Annotated in this window: 15 protein-coding genes; 9 read left to right on the forward strand and 6 right to left on the reverse strand. The window is 38.9% G+C overall.

Features of this window, described 5'->3' with window-relative positions; translation table 11 throughout:
* Positions 1–60: 60 nt before the first annotated feature.
* Complete coding sequence (locus ACY45D_RS15490) at positions 61–564, forward strand: RNA pyrophosphohydrolase (protein ID WP_120383019.1); 504 nt, start codon at positions 61–63, stop codon at positions 562–564.
* 77 nt (positions 565–641) lie between these two features.
* On the forward strand, positions 642–2,936 hold the full coding sequence (ptsP, locus tag ACY45D_RS15495; RefSeq protein ID WP_463107516.1) for a phosphoenolpyruvate--protein phosphotransferase: 2,295 nt from the start codon (positions 642–644) through the stop codon (positions 2,934–2,936).
* A gap of 29 nt (positions 2,937–2,965) precedes the next feature.
* On the opposite strand, the gene ACY45D_RS15500 is transcribed toward ptsP, so the two are convergent.
* Both ACY45D_RS15500 and ACY45D_RS15505 read right to left on the reverse strand, forming a co-directional pair.
* Positions 2,966–3,154, reverse strand: a complete 189-nt coding sequence (locus ACY45D_RS15500; RefSeq protein ID WP_463107517.1) for a DUF7230 family protein — start codon at positions 3,152–3,154, stop codon at positions 2,966–2,968.
* Positions 3,155–3,371: 217 nt separating this feature from the next.
* The gene (locus ACY45D_RS15505) at positions 3,372–4,049 is read right to left on the reverse strand and encodes a hydrolase (protein WP_463107518.1); all 678 of its coding nucleotides are present in this window, start codon (positions 4,047–4,049) and stop codon (positions 3,372–3,374) included.
* Positions 4,050–4,167: 118 nt separating this feature from the next.
* On the opposite strand from ACY45D_RS15505, the gene ACY45D_RS15510 reads away from it, so the two are divergent.
* From ACY45D_RS15510 to ACY45D_RS15520, 3 genes are all read left to right on the forward strand, one after another.
* Positions 4,168–5,064 (forward strand): LysR substrate-binding domain-containing protein, encoded by an 897-nt coding sequence (locus ACY45D_RS15510; RefSeq protein WP_463107519.1) that lies wholly within the window; start codon positions 4,168–4,170, stop codon positions 5,062–5,064.
* A gap of 292 nt (positions 5,065–5,356) precedes the next feature.
* Complete coding sequence (locus ACY45D_RS15515; RefSeq protein WP_463107520.1) at positions 5,357–6,172, forward strand: alpha/beta hydrolase; 816 nt, start codon at positions 5,357–5,359, stop codon at positions 6,170–6,172.
* Positions 6,173–6,294: 122 nt separating this feature from the next.
* Positions 6,295–6,744: a winged helix-turn-helix transcriptional regulator gene (locus tag ACY45D_RS15520; protein WP_463107521.1), complete on the forward strand. Its 450-nt coding sequence runs from the start codon at positions 6,295–6,297 to the stop codon at positions 6,742–6,744.
* Between the two features lie 63 nt (positions 6,745–6,807).
* Here the strand turns inward: ACY45D_RS15520 and ACY45D_RS15525 are convergent, their stop codons facing one another.
* A complete protein-coding gene (locus ACY45D_RS15525) occupies positions 6,808–8,469 on the reverse strand; it encodes an acyl-CoA dehydrogenase family protein (protein ID WP_463107522.1) in 1,662 nt (553 codons plus the stop codon).
* 80 nt (positions 8,470–8,549) lie between these two features.
* Between ACY45D_RS15525 and ACY45D_RS15530 the strand changes: the two genes are divergently transcribed.
* Positions 8,550–9,164, forward strand: coding sequence for a TetR/AcrR family transcriptional regulator (locus tag ACY45D_RS15530; RefSeq protein WP_463107523.1), 615 nt, complete (start codon positions 8,550–8,552; stop codon positions 9,162–9,164).
* A 38-nt stretch (positions 9,165–9,202) separates the two neighbouring features.
* Here ACY45D_RS15530 and ACY45D_RS15535 read toward each other — a convergent pair whose 3' ends face one another.
* Together ACY45D_RS15535 and ACY45D_RS15540 are read right to left on the reverse strand one after the other, a co-directional pair.
* A complete protein-coding gene (locus ACY45D_RS15535) occupies positions 9,203–10,192 on the reverse strand; it encodes an AraC family transcriptional regulator (RefSeq protein WP_463107524.1) in 990 nt (329 codons plus the stop codon).
* A gap of 46 nt (positions 10,193–10,238) precedes the next feature.
* On the reverse strand, positions 10,239–11,069 hold the full coding sequence (locus ACY45D_RS15540; protein WP_463107525.1) for an oxidoreductase: 831 nt from the start codon (positions 11,067–11,069) through the stop codon (positions 10,239–10,241).
* A gap of 729 nt (positions 11,070–11,798) precedes the next feature.
* Here ACY45D_RS15540 and ACY45D_RS15545 point away from each other — a divergent pair.
* The 3 genes from ACY45D_RS15545 to ACY45D_RS15555 all read left to right on the forward strand — a co-directional run bounded on the left by ACY45D_RS15545 (position 11,799) and on the right by ACY45D_RS15555 (position 14,256).
* Positions 11,799–13,322: a catalase gene (locus tag ACY45D_RS15545; RefSeq protein WP_463107526.1), complete on the forward strand. Its 1,524-nt coding sequence runs from the start codon at positions 11,799–11,801 to the stop codon at positions 13,320–13,322.
* A gap of 93 nt (positions 13,323–13,415) precedes the next feature.
* A complete protein-coding gene (locus ACY45D_RS15550; RefSeq protein WP_463107527.1) occupies positions 13,416–13,862 on the forward strand; it encodes a thiol-disulfide oxidoreductase DCC family protein in 447 nt (148 codons plus the stop codon).
* On the forward strand, positions 13,849–14,256 hold the full coding sequence (locus ACY45D_RS15555) for a DoxX-like family protein (RefSeq protein ID WP_463107528.1): 408 nt from the start codon (positions 13,849–13,851) through the stop codon (positions 14,254–14,256). The genes ACY45D_RS15550 and ACY45D_RS15555 overlap by 14 nt, the downstream gene beginning before the upstream one ends.
* 54 nt (positions 14,257–14,310) lie before the next feature.
* Here the strand turns inward: ACY45D_RS15555 and ACY45D_RS15560 are convergent, their stop codons facing one another.
* Positions 14,311–15,426 (reverse strand): MBL fold metallo-hydrolase, encoded by a 1,116-nt coding sequence (locus ACY45D_RS15560; protein WP_463107529.1) that lies wholly within the window; start codon positions 15,424–15,426, stop codon positions 14,311–14,313.
* Positions 15,427–15,428 lie beyond the last annotated feature (2 nt).

Raw genomic sequence — 15,428 nt, forward strand, 5'->3', positions numbered from 1 at the left:
CTAAAGAGTGTTCGTCCCCATATACAAAGTCAATGAAATTCACAAAATTTAGGTAGCCAAATGATCGACTCAGAAGGTTTCCGACCCAACGTCGGGATCATTTTGGCAAATGATATTGGACAAGTCTTATGGGCAAAGCGCATTGGTCACAATGCATGGCAATTTCCTCAAGGGGGGATCCAGTTTGGAGAAACTCCTGAGCAAGCTCTTTATAGAGAACTACGAGAAGAAGTTGGGCTCCTACCCGAGCATGTCCAAATAATCGCCCAGACAGATGACTGGTTGCATTATCGTTTGCCGCTTCGATACATTCGTTCGGATTCCGATCCGATTTGTATTGGGCAAAAACAGAAATGGTTTTTATTAAAATTGGTAGCTTCAACAAAGCATATTCAGTTGAATCTATCTGATCCGCCAGAATTTGATCAATGGCAATGGGTCAGCTATTGGTATCCACTTGGGCAAGTGGTGAATTTTAAACGTGATGTTTATCGTAAAGCGATGTTGGAGTTATGTATGCAAATGCCACAACATACACCTGAAATTTCTTCAAAATATGAATGATTTTTCAAGCCCGTACTGTTATAAATAATACTAATTAAATCGCTTTAAAATATACATTAAATAGGGAGCATACATTCATGTCGAACATGCAACTAGACACATTAAGACGCATTGTACAAGAGATCAATGCGTCCGTCAGTTTGCATGATTCTTTAGAAATTATGGTCAACCAAGTTTCCGAAGCCATGCATGTGGATGTTTGCTCTATTTATTTGCTCGATGAACGCAATCAACGTTATGTGTTGATGGCAAGTAAAGGCTTAAATCCTGAATCTGTAGGCAATGTTTCACTACAACTGGGCGAAGGTCTAGTCGGTTTAGTGGGACAACGTGAGGAAATTGTCAACTTAGACAATGCCTTCAAGCATGAACGTTTTGCATACTTTCCAGAAACAGGTGAGGAAATCTATAACTCCTTCCTTGGCGTACCCGTAATGTACCGTCGTAAAGTGATGGGCGTCATGGTGGTTCAAAATAAAGAGCCGCAAGATTTCAGCGAAGCTGCTGAATCATTCCTTGTCACTCTTTGCGCTCAACTTTCAGGTGTAATTGCACACGCACATGCAGTCGGTAATATTGATGTATTCCGTAAGCCTAGTAATTCTCCAAACTATAAAACCTTCCAAGGTGCATCAGGTGCGGGGGGTATCGCCCTAGGTCGTGCCATTATTCTCTATCCACCTGCGGACTTGGCAGCAGTTCCAGACCGTGACGCAGATGATATTAGTGAAGAACTTGAGCTATTAGACCGAGCTATTGAGTCAGTTCGTGCTGAAATCGAATCTCTTGATGAAAAAATGCAAGACTCCCTCATGTCAGAAGAACGTGCTCTTTTTAGTGTGTTCTTACGCATGTTAGATGAAAATGCCTTACCTTCTGAAATTAAAGAAATTATTCGAGATGGTAGCTGGGCGCAAGGTGCTGTAAAGCATGTGATCGAACGCCATGTCGCACTGTTTGCACAAATGGAAGATGATTACCTACGCGAACGTGTTTCTGATTTAAAAGATCTTGGTCGGCGGATCTTAGCTGCATTACAAGAAGGTGATACCAGTCATAAAGAACTGACTTCTGAAAGTATTCTGATTGGTGAAGAAATCAGTACCGCTGCTCTGGTTGAACTACCCGTTGATAAAATTGCGGCTATCGTCACTTCAGAAGGTGCAGCCAACTCACATATGGTCATCGTTGCTCGTGCTTTGGGTATTCCAACAGTGGTTGGGGTAACTGAACTACCTGTTAATACCCTTGATGACGTTGAAATGATTGTGGACGCATATCAAGGGCGTGTTTTCGTCAATCCTCCACGCCGTTTGCGTACCCGCTACAAAGAAATCCAAAAAGAAGAAGAACAAATCGCTAAAGATTTGAAGCAATACGAAACCAAAGATGCAATCACTCCTGATGGCGTTGCTGTAAAACTGTACGTCAATACAGGCCTAATGATTGATGTGGTTCGTGGTGTACAACGTGGTGCCAAAGGTGTCGGTTTATATCGTTCTGAAATTCCATTCATGTTACGTGAACGCTTTCCAGGTGAAGAAGAACAACGTGCGATTTACCGCCAACAATTAAGCCACTTTGCCAACAAACCAGTCGTCATGCGTACACTAGATATTGGTGCAGATAAAGACTTACCTTATTTCCAAATCGAAGAAGAAAACTCAGCATTAGGTTGGCGTGGTATTCGTTTCACACTTGATCATCCTGAAATTTTCTCTTCACAAATTCGGGCAATGCTCAAAGCCAGTATCGGTTTAAATAACTTACATATTTTATTGCCAATGGTGACCAGTGTCAGTGAAGTCGAAGAAGCTCTTTACTTATTGGAACGCGACTGGTTAGCGGTACAAGAAGAAGAACAAGTCAAAATCACCAAGCCAAAAATCGGCATCATGGTGGAAGTTCCAAGCGTGTTGTTGCAAATTGAAGAGTTTGCGCCTTTGGTAGACTTCTTCTCTGTCGGTTCTAATGATTTGACGCAATACTTATTGGCTGTAGATCGTAATAACCCACGTGTTGCAAACGTTTATTCACATTTCCATCCATCTGTGATTAGAGCACTCACACGTTTAGTCAAAGAGTGTCATAAATACGATAAACCTGTGAGTATTTGCGGTGAAATGGCAGGTGATCCATTGTCTGCGATTCTACTCATGGCAATGGGTTTCAATACTTTATCGATGAGTTCAAGTAATATTCTGCGTGTGCGTAAAGCCATTTGCCACGTGTCGATGAGCGATGCTCAGAAGCTGTTAAGTGAAGTAAATGCGATGAATAATCCGCTGATGGTGAAAAGTTGGATGGAATATTATTTTAGACATCATGGTCTAGGTGACATGGTCAAATCAAATCGTATGGTAAATGTCTAACGCTTTATTTTTCTGTATCTTCTAAATTTTTAAGCAAAAATAGCGGCGCATAAAAAAGGTCGATAATCATCAGAATATCGACCTTGTCTGTGTTTGTTATAACCACGTTTTGCATTTTTCTTTCGATCTACAAACACTTGGCTTTTGTTCACTTCATGCATATGTTTTGCTACAAAGTTGTTGATTACAACCTCAAGCTGTTGCTTTTTCTTTGCCATGTTCTTCACCTTTATGATGGGCTTCCCACGCGATATGTGGGAATGTGATATTACGCCTTTTTGTACAGAATACAAGCACTTTACAGCATCGTTTTAAAGTGGATTTGTATTTAAGTCTCCATTTTTTGATCAAGATAAATCACTCAAAAATGAGTTCGATCATTAAAAAAAGCCATCAATAGAAATGATGGCTTCTTAGTATTCATTCAAGTGCGGATTAACGATTTGAATCTAAAATTTCGTTATGGCTAATCACATCTTGAGCTTTGGCATAACTTTCCATAAGCAACTGATATGCGGGGAAAATTTGTGTATAAACTTGCGCCCACTCTTGCGCATCTGGACGATTCCAAGTTTTCTGAATTTCAGACGCTACAGCAGCTGTATCCATGGGTACGACACCCGCTTGAACCACACGCGCTAAAGTAATCTCTTGTGCCATTTTGGTATAAGTTCCAGACGCATCAACCACGGCAAATACTTTATAACCATCAGCCACAGCACTAATTGCAGGGAATGCCATACATACACTGGTGATTGTTCCAGCAATAATTAATGTTTTCTTACCTGTTGCTTTGACAGCTTCGACAAACTCAGGATTATCCCAAGCATTAATTTCACCTTTACGTGCAACATATTGTGCATGTGGTGCATTGTTATGAATCTCTGGAATAAGTGGACCATTTGGACCTTGTGGTACTGATGCCGTGGTAATCACTGGAATATTTGCAAGTGATGCCATTTTCGCCAATGCAGCTGCACGCTGACGTAACTCAGGCATTGGCATATCACCAACGGTTTGAAATAAACCACTTTGATGATCGATTAATAGCATTGCTGTATCTGCAGGATCGATTACAGGACGTTGGCCGTTGAAGTTTGCTGGTGTAGACATTTTTATGACCTTAATGTTGCTTAACTTGTGTAACCAATATTATTTATAAAACAATCTTTATTAAATATTTAAAATATGACACATTGTCTTATGTAGAGAACAATATTAAGAGGCAGAAATGAAAGATTTAAATGATCTATATTATTTTGCAAAGGTGGTTGAATACGGCGGCTTTTCTGCTGCAAGTAATGAATTGATGCTGACCAAATCTTTACTCAGCCGTAGAATTGCAGAACTTGAAGCACGTTTAGGTGTCAAATTATTAAACCGTACAACACGACAAATTTCGATTACAGAAGTTGGAAAGATTTACTATCAACATTGTAAAGCCATGCTCATTGAAGCAGAGTCTGCCGATGAAGCCATTGAAATGCTCAGCGCTGAGCCCATGGGTACGGTTAAAATTTCATGCCCAACCAATCTATTACACCTCAATGTCAGCACGATGTTTAATCAGTTTTTAAAGCAATATCCAAAAGTTAAACTGCATGTTGAAGCGACAAATCGAAAGGTGGATTTAATCAATGAACGCTATGACATCGCGATTCGAATTAGACCCTTACCATTAAACGATAGTGATTTAGTTGTTCGAGACTTATCTGTATCTCGCCAATATATCGTCGCTAGTCCTGACTTAGCACATCAATATTATTCTGTTCAATCTCCTGAAGAATTAAATACATGGCCCGTTTTAATGATGGAATCATTTTCGCCTGAATATCATTGGAATTTATTTAATCAAAACAATGAAAGCTATTATTTTAAATGTGAGCCTAGACTGACAACCACAGATCTTAGTGCTTTGCACTCTGCAACATTACAAGGCTTAGGTGTTGCAAAATTACCCGATTTGATTGTGAGTGAAGACTTAAAATCAGGTCGATTGGTTAAAGTCATTCCTGAATGGGAACCTAAACCTGAGCTGATTCATTTGGCATATACTTCTAGAAGAGGACTCTTGCCTTCTGTCAAAGCCTTAATCGACTTTTTAGTGAATGCGTTTAGAGCTTCCTAACAATTTTTTGTTTTGAATTGACAAAATAAATCAGCCTTTTTCTTTATTGTTATGATTGTGAGAAAAAGGCTTATATTTCATCAGAATAGAATATAGTCTGACCTATATGATCGTTTATCTTGTTCGATCAGGGTCAAATATTCTAATCAACTCATTCAGTATTTATGACGACACCACCACATTCAAAATATTTGTTTTAAACATATCAGAATAAATTCACTAGTTGCTTTCATTATGAAAGTAAGTTATAAAAATGACTCCTCCCTATTCAAAAAACAAACAGGAAAATTGAATGAATCACATTGCACATAGAATATTAAGAAAACCTTTTTTTGGTCGCTTTGAAACACCGTGGAATTGGCCTCAAGATATTTCACAAGATGGCTGGGAACATGTTGCGTTCAAAAATGCCAAAGGCGTTCAACTCATTGGTTATTGGAAAAGTGCCGTAGCACCAATAGGTACTTTAGTATTAGGCCATCCTATGGGGAAAGCCGCCAAAGGTTTTTGGTTACGTTATGGACATGCAGAATTATTCCTAAACAATAATTTTAATGTTTTTTTATTCGATGCGAATGGTTTTGGAGAAAGTGAAGCTGCATCCTTTGACTATCCTGCCGACTTTTTAGCCGCAGGTATATATGCGAAGAATAAAGCACCAAGTTTAGATGTAGGTTTGGTTGGTGCATCATTTGGTGCAGGTTGGGGACTATGTTCTATGGCAAGAGAAAGAAGTCCATACACCACTGCAATCTTGGAAGCAGTATTTCCAACACTTCCTGATTTCTGGAAACATTATCCAATCGCACATACCGCAATCCAAACCTCTAAAATTATTTGGCCGTGGATTGAACGAGATCTTAGACCGATTGAAGATGCATCTCAGCTTTTAGGTAAACCCAATATCATGTTGATCTATGGAGATGAAGATATTTATACACCACCTAAACATGGAGAAAAACTCAGCCATGCCATGAGAAACTCTGCAAATGTAGAAATGCACGTCATCTCTGGTGGAAAGCATACATATATCTATCGAGATCAACCTGATGAATATACAAAATATGTTCTACCATTTTTAAAAAAATCTTTTGCAAAACCAAGCTAACAAGACTCACAACATATTATGATCTATGATGTGAGATTAAAATTCATAATGATTCAAACAAAAGAGGTGGTTTACCTCTTTTGTGCTTTTATAAAGATGTAAAGTCATTCGAGATCATTAAAATGCAAAAGAAAAGTTTTAGTAGTATGCAATGCCCTATTGCTCAAAGCCTTGATAATGTTGGAGAATGGTGGAACATTCTCATTTTAAGAGATGCATTTTATGGTATGAAACGTTTTGATGAATTCCAAACCAGTCTAGGCATTGCTTCTAGCACACTAACTCGTAGATTGAATGGATTGGTTGATTCAGGCTTATTAGAAAGATACCAATATTCATCTAAACCACCTCGTGATGAATATCACTTGACCCAACGAGGTCGAGATTTTAAATCTGTTCTTATCTCACTCATGGATTGGGGAAATCAGCATTTCCCACCTGAACAGGTCACTGTTGTGATTGCGGATAAGCAAACAGGACAAGCAACCCAGCCTATTTTGATTGATCAAATCACTGGTAAAATCATTACTGAGGAAACCCATGCGATTCAAAGAACCCGCAAAGACAAGTAATACCCAATTGCCTATTTAAAAGCCTCACCTAATTTTAAATAGGCAAGGCTTTTAAATGTAGAGTTAGCTCGCCAAAGCCCGTTCCAATATTCGCTCTACATCGACAGTTTTTGGATCGAGAATACCAACAACTCTGCCATGAAACTCACTATAACGACTTTGAATAAAAGCATGAGCAACATAATCTGGCGCATACTGTTTAAGTAAAATCGCTTGTGCAAGAATCACCAAACGGCTGACCAAACTGCGTGCCATGAACTGCAATTCATCCGCTTGTAAACTACTGAATAGTTTAAACAAAGACTGTAATTCATTTTGTAAGATTGCATCTTGGCTTGCCACTTTGGCAAATGATTTAAACAATATTTCAATCGATTCACGCTCACGTTGAATCGCACGCAATACGTCTAAACACATGACATTGCCTGAACCTTCCCAAATGGTATTCACAGGTGCTTCTTTAAAAATACGTGCCATGATTCCAGTATCGACATAACCATTGCCGCCAAAGACTTCCATCATTTCACCAGTCAATTCCACAGCACGTTTACATACCCAGAACTTAGCCGCAGGTGTCATGATACGTTTCCATGCCAAGGACAATTCATCATCATTTTCATAACAATGTGCAAGATGAAAACTGAGTTGCATCGCAGCTTCGGTTTCCAGTGCTAAATCTGCCAAAACCGCTTGCATCAAAGGTTGTTCAGCTAAATGCTTTCCAAATGCTTTACGTTGCCGTGTATAAGCAATACATTGCACCAAAGCTTGGCGTAGCATGGCACTTGAACCGACTGAACAGGTTAAGCGTGTATAGTTTGCCATTTCGATAATGGTCGGAATACCTCGCCCTGCCTCACCAATCATAATGCCCCAAGCATTTTTAAATTCTACTTCTGAGCTTGAGTTACTACGGTTACCGACCTTAACTTTTAAGCGCTGTACTTGAATCGTATTCTTAGTGCCATCTTCCAACCAACGAGGAACAAAGAAACATGCCAAACCATCTTGCTCAGTTTTAGCCACGACAAGATGCGCATCACACATTGGTGCAGAGAAAAACCATTTATGTCCTGTGAGTAAATATGCTTGTCCACGGCCAGACTCAGTGACAGGAACAGCAAAGGTTTCATTGGCTCGAACATCTGAACCACCTTGCTTTTCCGTCATACCCATGCCCATCCAAATGGATTTTTTTTGGCTAATCGGCACGTCACGTTCATCGTATTCTTTACACAGTAATTTCTCACCGATTTTTGCCCAAAGCTCAGGTTCATTCTGAATCAGAGGAATACTCCCCAAAGTCATTGAATTAGGACATAAATTACCAGCCTCAACCTGCCCACTCAGGAAAAACCGTGCCGCCCAATCCACCCATTTACTCGATGATTGAGGATGATTAAATGGATAAGCATGGGTATCGAATTGTCGATTCAAGCGCATCCATTTATGCCATGCAGGATGAAATTCAAGAAAATCCTTACGGCGACCACGTGCATCAAAACTATGTAATTCAGGAGTATGTCTATTGGCTAAATCTGCATATTCATAATATTCAGCAGAACCTACAATTTTTCCAAACTCAGTTAAATTGTATTGATCCTGACTACCGTAGCGCTGCAAAATTTCTTGCAATACTTGATCTGTACTCAACACGTTGTAATTCTGCAATTCATCAAATTGATTATGAATTTGGTGTGTTTGCCAGTTGTGTGCCGTATTCATCCTGAATCTTCACCTTGTTGTTTTATCGAATTACATTCAGTATAAGATAAAATTCTTTTGCGGGTGTTCAGCTTTAACTTATGAAAATTCCTGACATTCAAGTCCGTCGTAAGCCACGCCAATCAAGAGCGAGAATGACTCAAGAAGCATTGATGGAAAGTTTTGTTCGGCTTTTAGCTGAGCGTTCAGCCAATGAAATTACCATTCGTGAAATTACCGATCTTGCAGGTGTAGGCTTAGGAACATTTTATGAATACTTTTCGAAGAAGGAAGATTTGATTGCATTAACCATTCATCAGCATGTCAAAAGTAATGCAGAAGTCTTAAAAAGTTATGCACAAAGCCAATATGAGTTATCCACAATTCCGAGTTTTCAAGCTTATTTACAGCAGATTATTCATTTCCAGCTTAAAGAAATTAAAGCGCAACAGTTTTTGTGGGCACAGTCTTTTTTATTGGAACGGCAAGTTTCAAGCATTAAAAGTTATCAAAAAAGTTATGCCATGATGGTGCACATGTGGCAAAGCATTCTTGAACCGTTTATTCAGGATAATCATCAATTGCAACATACCAGTTTAAATGTTCAACGTATTTGCTATGGTTTTGTTTCTCAGACTTTATTGACGCAGCCTGAGTTTGCAGAATGGGAGATTTTGGAGAAAGAGATTATCAATGGATTAAACTGTTTTGTATAACGTTCAAAACCATGGAGCGTAAACTAGGGACAGCAATACTATTGAAATCTATATGTATTAGGAGTGTGTCCAGTCCAACTTTTAAAAGCTCTTGCGAATGAATTGACTTCCTGAAAACCCAATAAGAATGAAATTTCACTTGGACTGATGGAGGATTGCTTTAAGTAATACTGTGCTAAAGCTTGACGAGTATCATCCAATATCGTTTTAAAACTTGTATCTTCTTCTTGCAATATTCTTTGCAAAGTCCGTTTGCTGAGTGCTAATTTTTGGGCAACCATATCTACACTACTGTGTCCCGCAGGTAAGCTTTCTAATAATATCGCTTTTACTTTCTCACTCATGACCACATCATTTTCAAGGCTAACTAACTTTTGTTGTAAATTGGGTTCAAAAAAATCCCACATCATCGCATTGGAAGTTAGAAAAGCGCGTTCGCCATCATCTTTTGAAAAATGGATTGAAACTTGATTTCCCTTTTTCGGGCGAATACCAAAAAATTCTTTATATTCTTCAAGATGGCTTGGAAGTTCAGGTAGATAAATTGCAAGAGGAATAATATGAGAACGTGTGCAAATTCGGGCAAGTTGTATAAAAAACACCAATTCCGTCATGATCAAACTGGTAGGAATATTGCTTTGCACCTCATAAAACTCAATATCCAAACATAGCTTATCCTGCTCAACTGCCACATTTAACAACATTGGCCCAATGAGTTTTTTAAAATGCGATAAGCGTTGTAATGCAATGGTTAGATTGGGACTACATACACATGCAAAAATTGCAGGATCAAATAACTCAACTGTTATCATTTGTCCAATTTTTAAGGGTAAATCTTCGATACCGGATACAGTTTCTATCGCACTCCAAAATTGAAAATACTGATCAGGTTTTACATAAAAATCTTTTCGATTGAAGGTATCAAGGGGTAATGAAGCTAAACGTAAAACATCTTCGGGCTGCACGCCTAAATCCATGAGAAAAAGCTTCCAATTCGGTTGCAACATAAATTTTGAAGAATATTTCATGACTGTTCGTCCCATTGATACCTATTCATAAATTTATTTGGTAAAGCTATTTAACAACAGACATCACCATTTTGTCGAATATCCGATCCCCAAACCATTTTCTAACAAAAATCATAAGCTTGGCATATTTTCCACCCACATAACGTGTTTTGGGGCGATCTGCTTGTACGGCTTTCATCAACATATCAACTACAACCTGTACATCAGATAAGTTGCCTTTTTGTACAGATTCATGGGTTGTATTCGCGACTGCATTAGCCATTTTGCTATAAGCGCCAAAGCCTGAACGTTGAATTAAAGGCTTGACCATAACATCTGCAAACTCTGTTGCAATTGCACCTGGTTCAATCAATACAACATCAATATTAAAGGGTTTGAGTTCTAACCGTAAGCAATCTGACCAGCCCTCTAAAGCATGCTTACTGGCATGATACCAACTGCCCATCGGGGTATAGATTTTCCCACCCATCGAAGAAATATTAATAATACGACCACTCTTTTTCTGACGCATGGATGGAATCACTTTCTGAGTTAAATACGCCAAACCAAATATATTCACTTCAAATTGGTAACGTGCATCCTCAATCGAGGTATCCTCCATCGCACCATATAAACCAAAGCCTGCACAGTTTATAAGGATATCTATACCGTCAGTTTCTTTTTCAATATGTTGAATAACTTCATCAACCTGTTGTTGGTTGGTGATATCCATTTTTAAGATACGTGCGCCAAGCTCAGCTAAATCATGCATTGCTTCAACACGGCGTGCTACTGAATATACAATCGCCCCTTGCTTAAGCAGCGCTCGAGTAAAAGCTTTCCCCATTCCAGAAGAAGCGCCAGTAATCAGTACAACTTGTTTTTGAACCTTATTCATTTCTATTACCTCAGTATTCATATTGCGTGTATTTGCATTGCTTAGAGGTATTTTAGAAATTTTAATGCGTGAGTCATAAATCGGATCACGACAAATGATATGCAAATAGCGCCAAAAAACTGATGATACTCAATCCAAATAACTACAAAGTTTTCTTTACCTGCACTTTACCTAGTTATCTAGCTTCGCTACTTTTTGCTACTTGCTACTTAAGAGTGAACTTTTTAACTGATTTAGCCGATGATTTTGAATGTCGCTCGTCACCAATAAGAATCCTCTAAAAACATCACTTCCCCCAACAAGGAATAAAACACATACCATCCACACATTAAAAATATTAGAATTGAAACAGATTATTTCTTACACATATCCAGTTTTATAGCAAAAAAATCGCTAAAGCTACGCCCTGTTTCAACTGTTCAAATTAAAAGCTTTTTAATCGAATTTACCTATAAAACCAACCTTTTTATTTTGTTTGCTAAATGAATATTTGACCGATACATTTATAGCGTAGGTATATATTTTTAAGGCCGTTATATTTTAAAAATCACAAAATTGAATCTGTATATTCAAGTTGTGAATGGCGACTAAAAACAACCTGTCATTGCCATATGACTGCCTTATAAAATGTTAACAAAACAATTAATGTCATGTGAAAAGAAGCGTGTTATCCATATTGATGGATGGAACATTGCTCACAATACCTGATGAAAATAATGGAGAATTAAGATGAGCCAAGATGATACTAAAAAGTGTCCCGTCACTCACCTCACAACTGATTTTGGTGCGCCTGTAGTAGACAACCAAAACAGTATGACGGCAGGTGCACGCGGCCCTCTCCTCGCTCAAGATCTATGGTTAAATGAAAAGCTTGCCAACTTTGTTCGAGAAGTGATTCCTGAGCGCCGTATGCATGCCAAAGGTTCTGGCGCATTTGGTACCTTTACGGTTACACATGATATTACCCAATATAGCTGCGCTAAAATTTTCAGTGAAATTGGTAAACAAACCCCTATGTTTGCACGCTTTACCACAGTCGCAGGTGAACGTGGTGCTGCCGATGCTGAACGTGATATTCGTGGATTTGCCCTGAAGTTTTATACTGAAGAAGGCAACTGGGATATGGTCGGAAATAATACCCCTGTGTTTTTCTTACGTGACCCACGTAAATTCCCAGACCTCAATAAAGCAGTAAAACGCGACCCAAAAACAAACTTGCGTAGTGCAACGTATAACTGGGATTTCTGGACACTGCTTCCAGAAGCACTACATCAAGTGACGATTGTCATGTCAGATCGTGGTATTCCAAAAAGCTATCGTCATATGCATGGTTTTAGTAGCCATACCTATAGTTTTATTAATGCAAATCATGAACGGTTTTGGGTGAAGTTTCATTTCCGTACCCAACAAGGCATTGAAAATTTAACCAATAGTGAAGCTGCTCAAGTCATCGCCGATGATCGTGAAAGTAATCAACGTGATTTGTATGAAGCGATTGAACGTCAAGATTTTCCAAAGTGGAAAATGTACGTGCAAATCATGCCTGAAACGGATGCAGAAAAAGTACCGTATCATCCTTTTGATTTAACCAAAGTGTGGCCACATGGCGATTATCCATTGATTGAAGTGGGTGAATTTGAACTAAATAAAAACCCTGAAAACTTCTTCTTAGATGTTGAACAATCTGCTTTTGCTCCAAGCAATCTCGTGCCTGGGATCAGTGTTTCACCTGACCGTATGTTGCAAGCACGTTTGTTTAACTACGCAGATGCGCAACGTTACCGTTTAGGGGCGAATTATCAACAAATTCCAGTCAATGCTGCGCGTTGCCCTGTACATTCAAATCACCGTGATGGTCAAGGCCGCAGTGATGATAATTATGGTGGCTTGCCACACTATGAGCCGAACAGTTTTGGTCAATGGCATGAACAACCGCAGTACAAAGAGCCTCCTTTGAAAATTACAGGTGATGCTGATTTTTGGGATTATCGTGAGGATGATTCTGACTACTTCAGTCAACCACGTGCTTTGTTTAATTTAATGAATGATTCACAAAAGCAAGCACTGTTCAACAATACCGCGGCTGCAATGGGTGATGCTTTAGATTTTATTAAGTACCGTCATATCCGTAATTGTTATGCATGTGATCCTGCTTATGGTGAAGGTGTGGCTAAGGCTTTAGGCATGACTGTTGCAGATGCGCAAGCTGCGCGTGAAACTGACCCAGCCAAAGGTTTACCTAGCTTTCTTTAAAATATAAACCCACTATAAAACCACCTTCGGGTGGTTTTTATTTGTCCACTAAACTGCTAAATTGTAAAAAACGCCCTGAGTGAATACATCATCATGCGATACAACATCGAAAAGATTATTCAACAGCATGACATTGTGCTATTCGATGAAATTTGTGTACTTTGCAACGGTTGGGCAAAATTTCTAATTCAGCACGACACACGTGCACGATTCAAATTAGCCTCTGTACAATCAGCACTTGGGCAAGAAATTTTGAAATATTATGCAATGCCCACCGATCACTTTGATACCATGTTAGTTATTAAAAATACTCAGGTTTATTCTGAATCAACCGCTTTTTTAAAAGTTATTCAAGAGATCAAATTTCCGTTTTCAATACTCAAAATCGCTTATGTTATACCCAAATTTATTCGTGATTTTTTATATCGGCGTGTTGCGTTAAATCGATACCGTTTATTTGGTACAACGGAGCACTGTCTACTCCCCTCTGTGCAAAATAAAAAGCATTTTTTGGACAATGTCATCCATGAAAATATCTAAATCGGTACAGCAGCCTTTACTGACAATTAACTCAATTTTAGCGATCTTGTGGATTTATCAAGGTTTAGTGCCCAAAATTATCTACCACACCGTTGAAGAACAACGATTCTGGCAATATTTAGGTATAGATGAATTACTGATGCTGTTTTTAATTAAAGTTTCAGGCTTCATAGAAATTATTTTTGGTCTGTTATTTTTAATTTTTAGACACTCCAAAATTCTACATGTCTTCAATATTCTAGGGCTAATTGCTTTAACTGTTGTTGTGGTTGTGATTTATCCACTTTATTTCACCTCTTCCTTCAACCCTTTTGTAATGAATCTTGCCATGATCGGACTTTCAGTGGTTGCAATCCAACTCATGTCTCCAAACATCAACACTCCCCCAATTTGAATAAAACACCATTCAAATTGGGTTTAAAGTGATCACCATCATTAGCTATGAAAATCACACCACCAATTTACGTCCTTCTTTGATGCAATAAAATGGATTCACCATTTTCGAAGAATGTTTCATGGCTTTGTGTAAGTCATGCTCGGGTTGCTCACGCTCTTCATCCGTCAGTTGATAGGTGCGATAATGAATTGCCAATGAGCGCTTAGCCTGTAAATCTAAATGTGCTTGAAACGCATCTTGTGGATTCATATGCATATACTTCATCAATGCGCGAGGTTCATAAGCACCGATTGGTAGCAGTGCAATACGAGGCGCTCCTAGTCGCTTATGAATTTCTTTAAAATGCGGCGCATAGCCTGTATCTCCCGCAAAGAAGAAATGACCATGTTGTGAAACCACTGAGAAACCGCCCCACAATGCAACGTTTTGATCTCGTATGCCACGACCTGACCCATGTTGTGCAGGTGTGTAGATGATTTTGAGCTCTTTATAGAGTGCCGACTGCCACCAATCCATTTCGATGACATGAAATTCTTTAGGTAGATAATGTGAATTTCCTAGCCCTGTATAAATTGGCATCGCAAATTTATTGTGTAACCAACGCAGTGAAGCTAAATCCATATGATCATAGTGATTATGACTCAATAGAACAGCATGGATTTGTGGCAGTTGCTCTAAGGCAATACCTGCTGGAATCACACGTTTAGGTCCTTGCCCATGTTTCGGACTGACATAATCTGCCCAAACAGGATCAGTTAAAAAGTTGTAAGGCCCAATCTGAAGCAAAACAGTTGCATGGCTCACAAACCAGACTTGCCAATCATTTGGATCTGCATCAGGGCGATTTTGTGGAAGCATTCTTTTCGTCGCATAAAACTCTGCGGATTCTTTTTGACTATCTACATTCCACGTATATGATTTTCGAGTACCTAACCATTTCAGTAAATCCCAACGGTTACGCCCTTCTGGCTTGCGAACCTCATTAAAAAAACGTTCACCATTGTGATGATTTGAACCAATTACCTTAAAAAATGGCTTAGACCAAGTATGTGACATACAATTTTCGGTCACTAAACGATAGTGTAATTGTTTGATATTCTCTGGTAGAACTTCTTTGTCTGATATTGTCTTATCTTCAATACCAGCAGTTTCCGTTTGCTTCGACATGG

The organism is Acinetobacter sp. BZX-2 (assembly GCF_055179795.1).

Bases quoted from the DNA above. Each gene is read 5' to 3' on its own strand.
- ACY45D_RS15490 (WP_120383019.1), top strand. From the start codon at position 61: ATGATCGACTCAGAAGGTTTCCGACCCAACGTCGGGATCATTTTGGCA.
- ACY45D_RS15500 (WP_463107517.1), bottom strand. From the start codon at position 3,154: ATGGCAAAGAAAAAGCAACAGCTTGAGGTTGTAATCAACAACTTTGTA.
- ACY45D_RS15530 (WP_463107523.1), top strand. From the start codon at position 8,550: ATGAAAATTCCTGACATTCAAGTCCGTCGTAAGCCACGCCAATCAAGA.
- ACY45D_RS15525 (WP_463107522.1), bottom strand. From the start codon at position 8,469: ATGAATACGGCACACAACTGGCAAACACACCAAATTCATAATCAATTT.
- ACY45D_RS15550 (WP_463107527.1), top strand. From the start codon at position 13,416: ATGCGATACAACATCGAAAAGATTATTCAACAGCATGACATTGTGCTA.
- ACY45D_RS15515 (WP_463107520.1), top strand. From the start codon at position 5,357: ATGAATCACATTGCACATAGAATATTAAGAAAACCTTTTTTTGGTCGC.
- ACY45D_RS15540 (WP_463107525.1), bottom strand. From the start codon at position 11,069: ATGAATAAGGTTCAAAAACAAGTTGTACTGATTACTGGCGCTTCTTCT.
- ACY45D_RS15560 (WP_463107529.1), bottom strand. From the start codon at position 15,426: ATGTCGAAGCAAACGGAAACTGCTGGTATTGAAGATAAGACAATATCA.
- ACY45D_RS15555 (WP_463107528.1), top strand. From the start codon at position 13,849: ATGAAAATATCTAAATCGGTACAGCAGCCTTTACTGACAATTAACTCA.
- ACY45D_RS15535 (WP_463107524.1), bottom strand. From the start codon at position 10,192: ATGAAATATTCTTCAAAATTTATGTTGCAACCGAATTGGAAGCTTTTT.
- ACY45D_RS15520 (WP_463107521.1), top strand. From the start codon at position 6,295: ATGCAAAAGAAAAGTTTTAGTAGTATGCAATGCCCTATTGCTCAAAGC.
- ptsP (WP_463107516.1), top strand. From the start codon at position 642: ATGTCGAACATGCAACTAGACACATTAAGACGCATTGTACAAGAGATC.
- ACY45D_RS15505 (WP_463107518.1), bottom strand. From the start codon at position 4,049: ATGTCTACACCAGCAAACTTCAACGGCCAACGTCCTGTAATCGATCCT.
- ACY45D_RS15510 (WP_463107519.1), top strand. From the start codon at position 4,168: ATGAAAGATTTAAATGATCTATATTATTTTGCAAAGGTGGTTGAATAC.
- ACY45D_RS15545 (WP_463107526.1), top strand. From the start codon at position 11,799: ATGAGCCAAGATGATACTAAAAAGTGTCCCGTCACTCACCTCACAACT.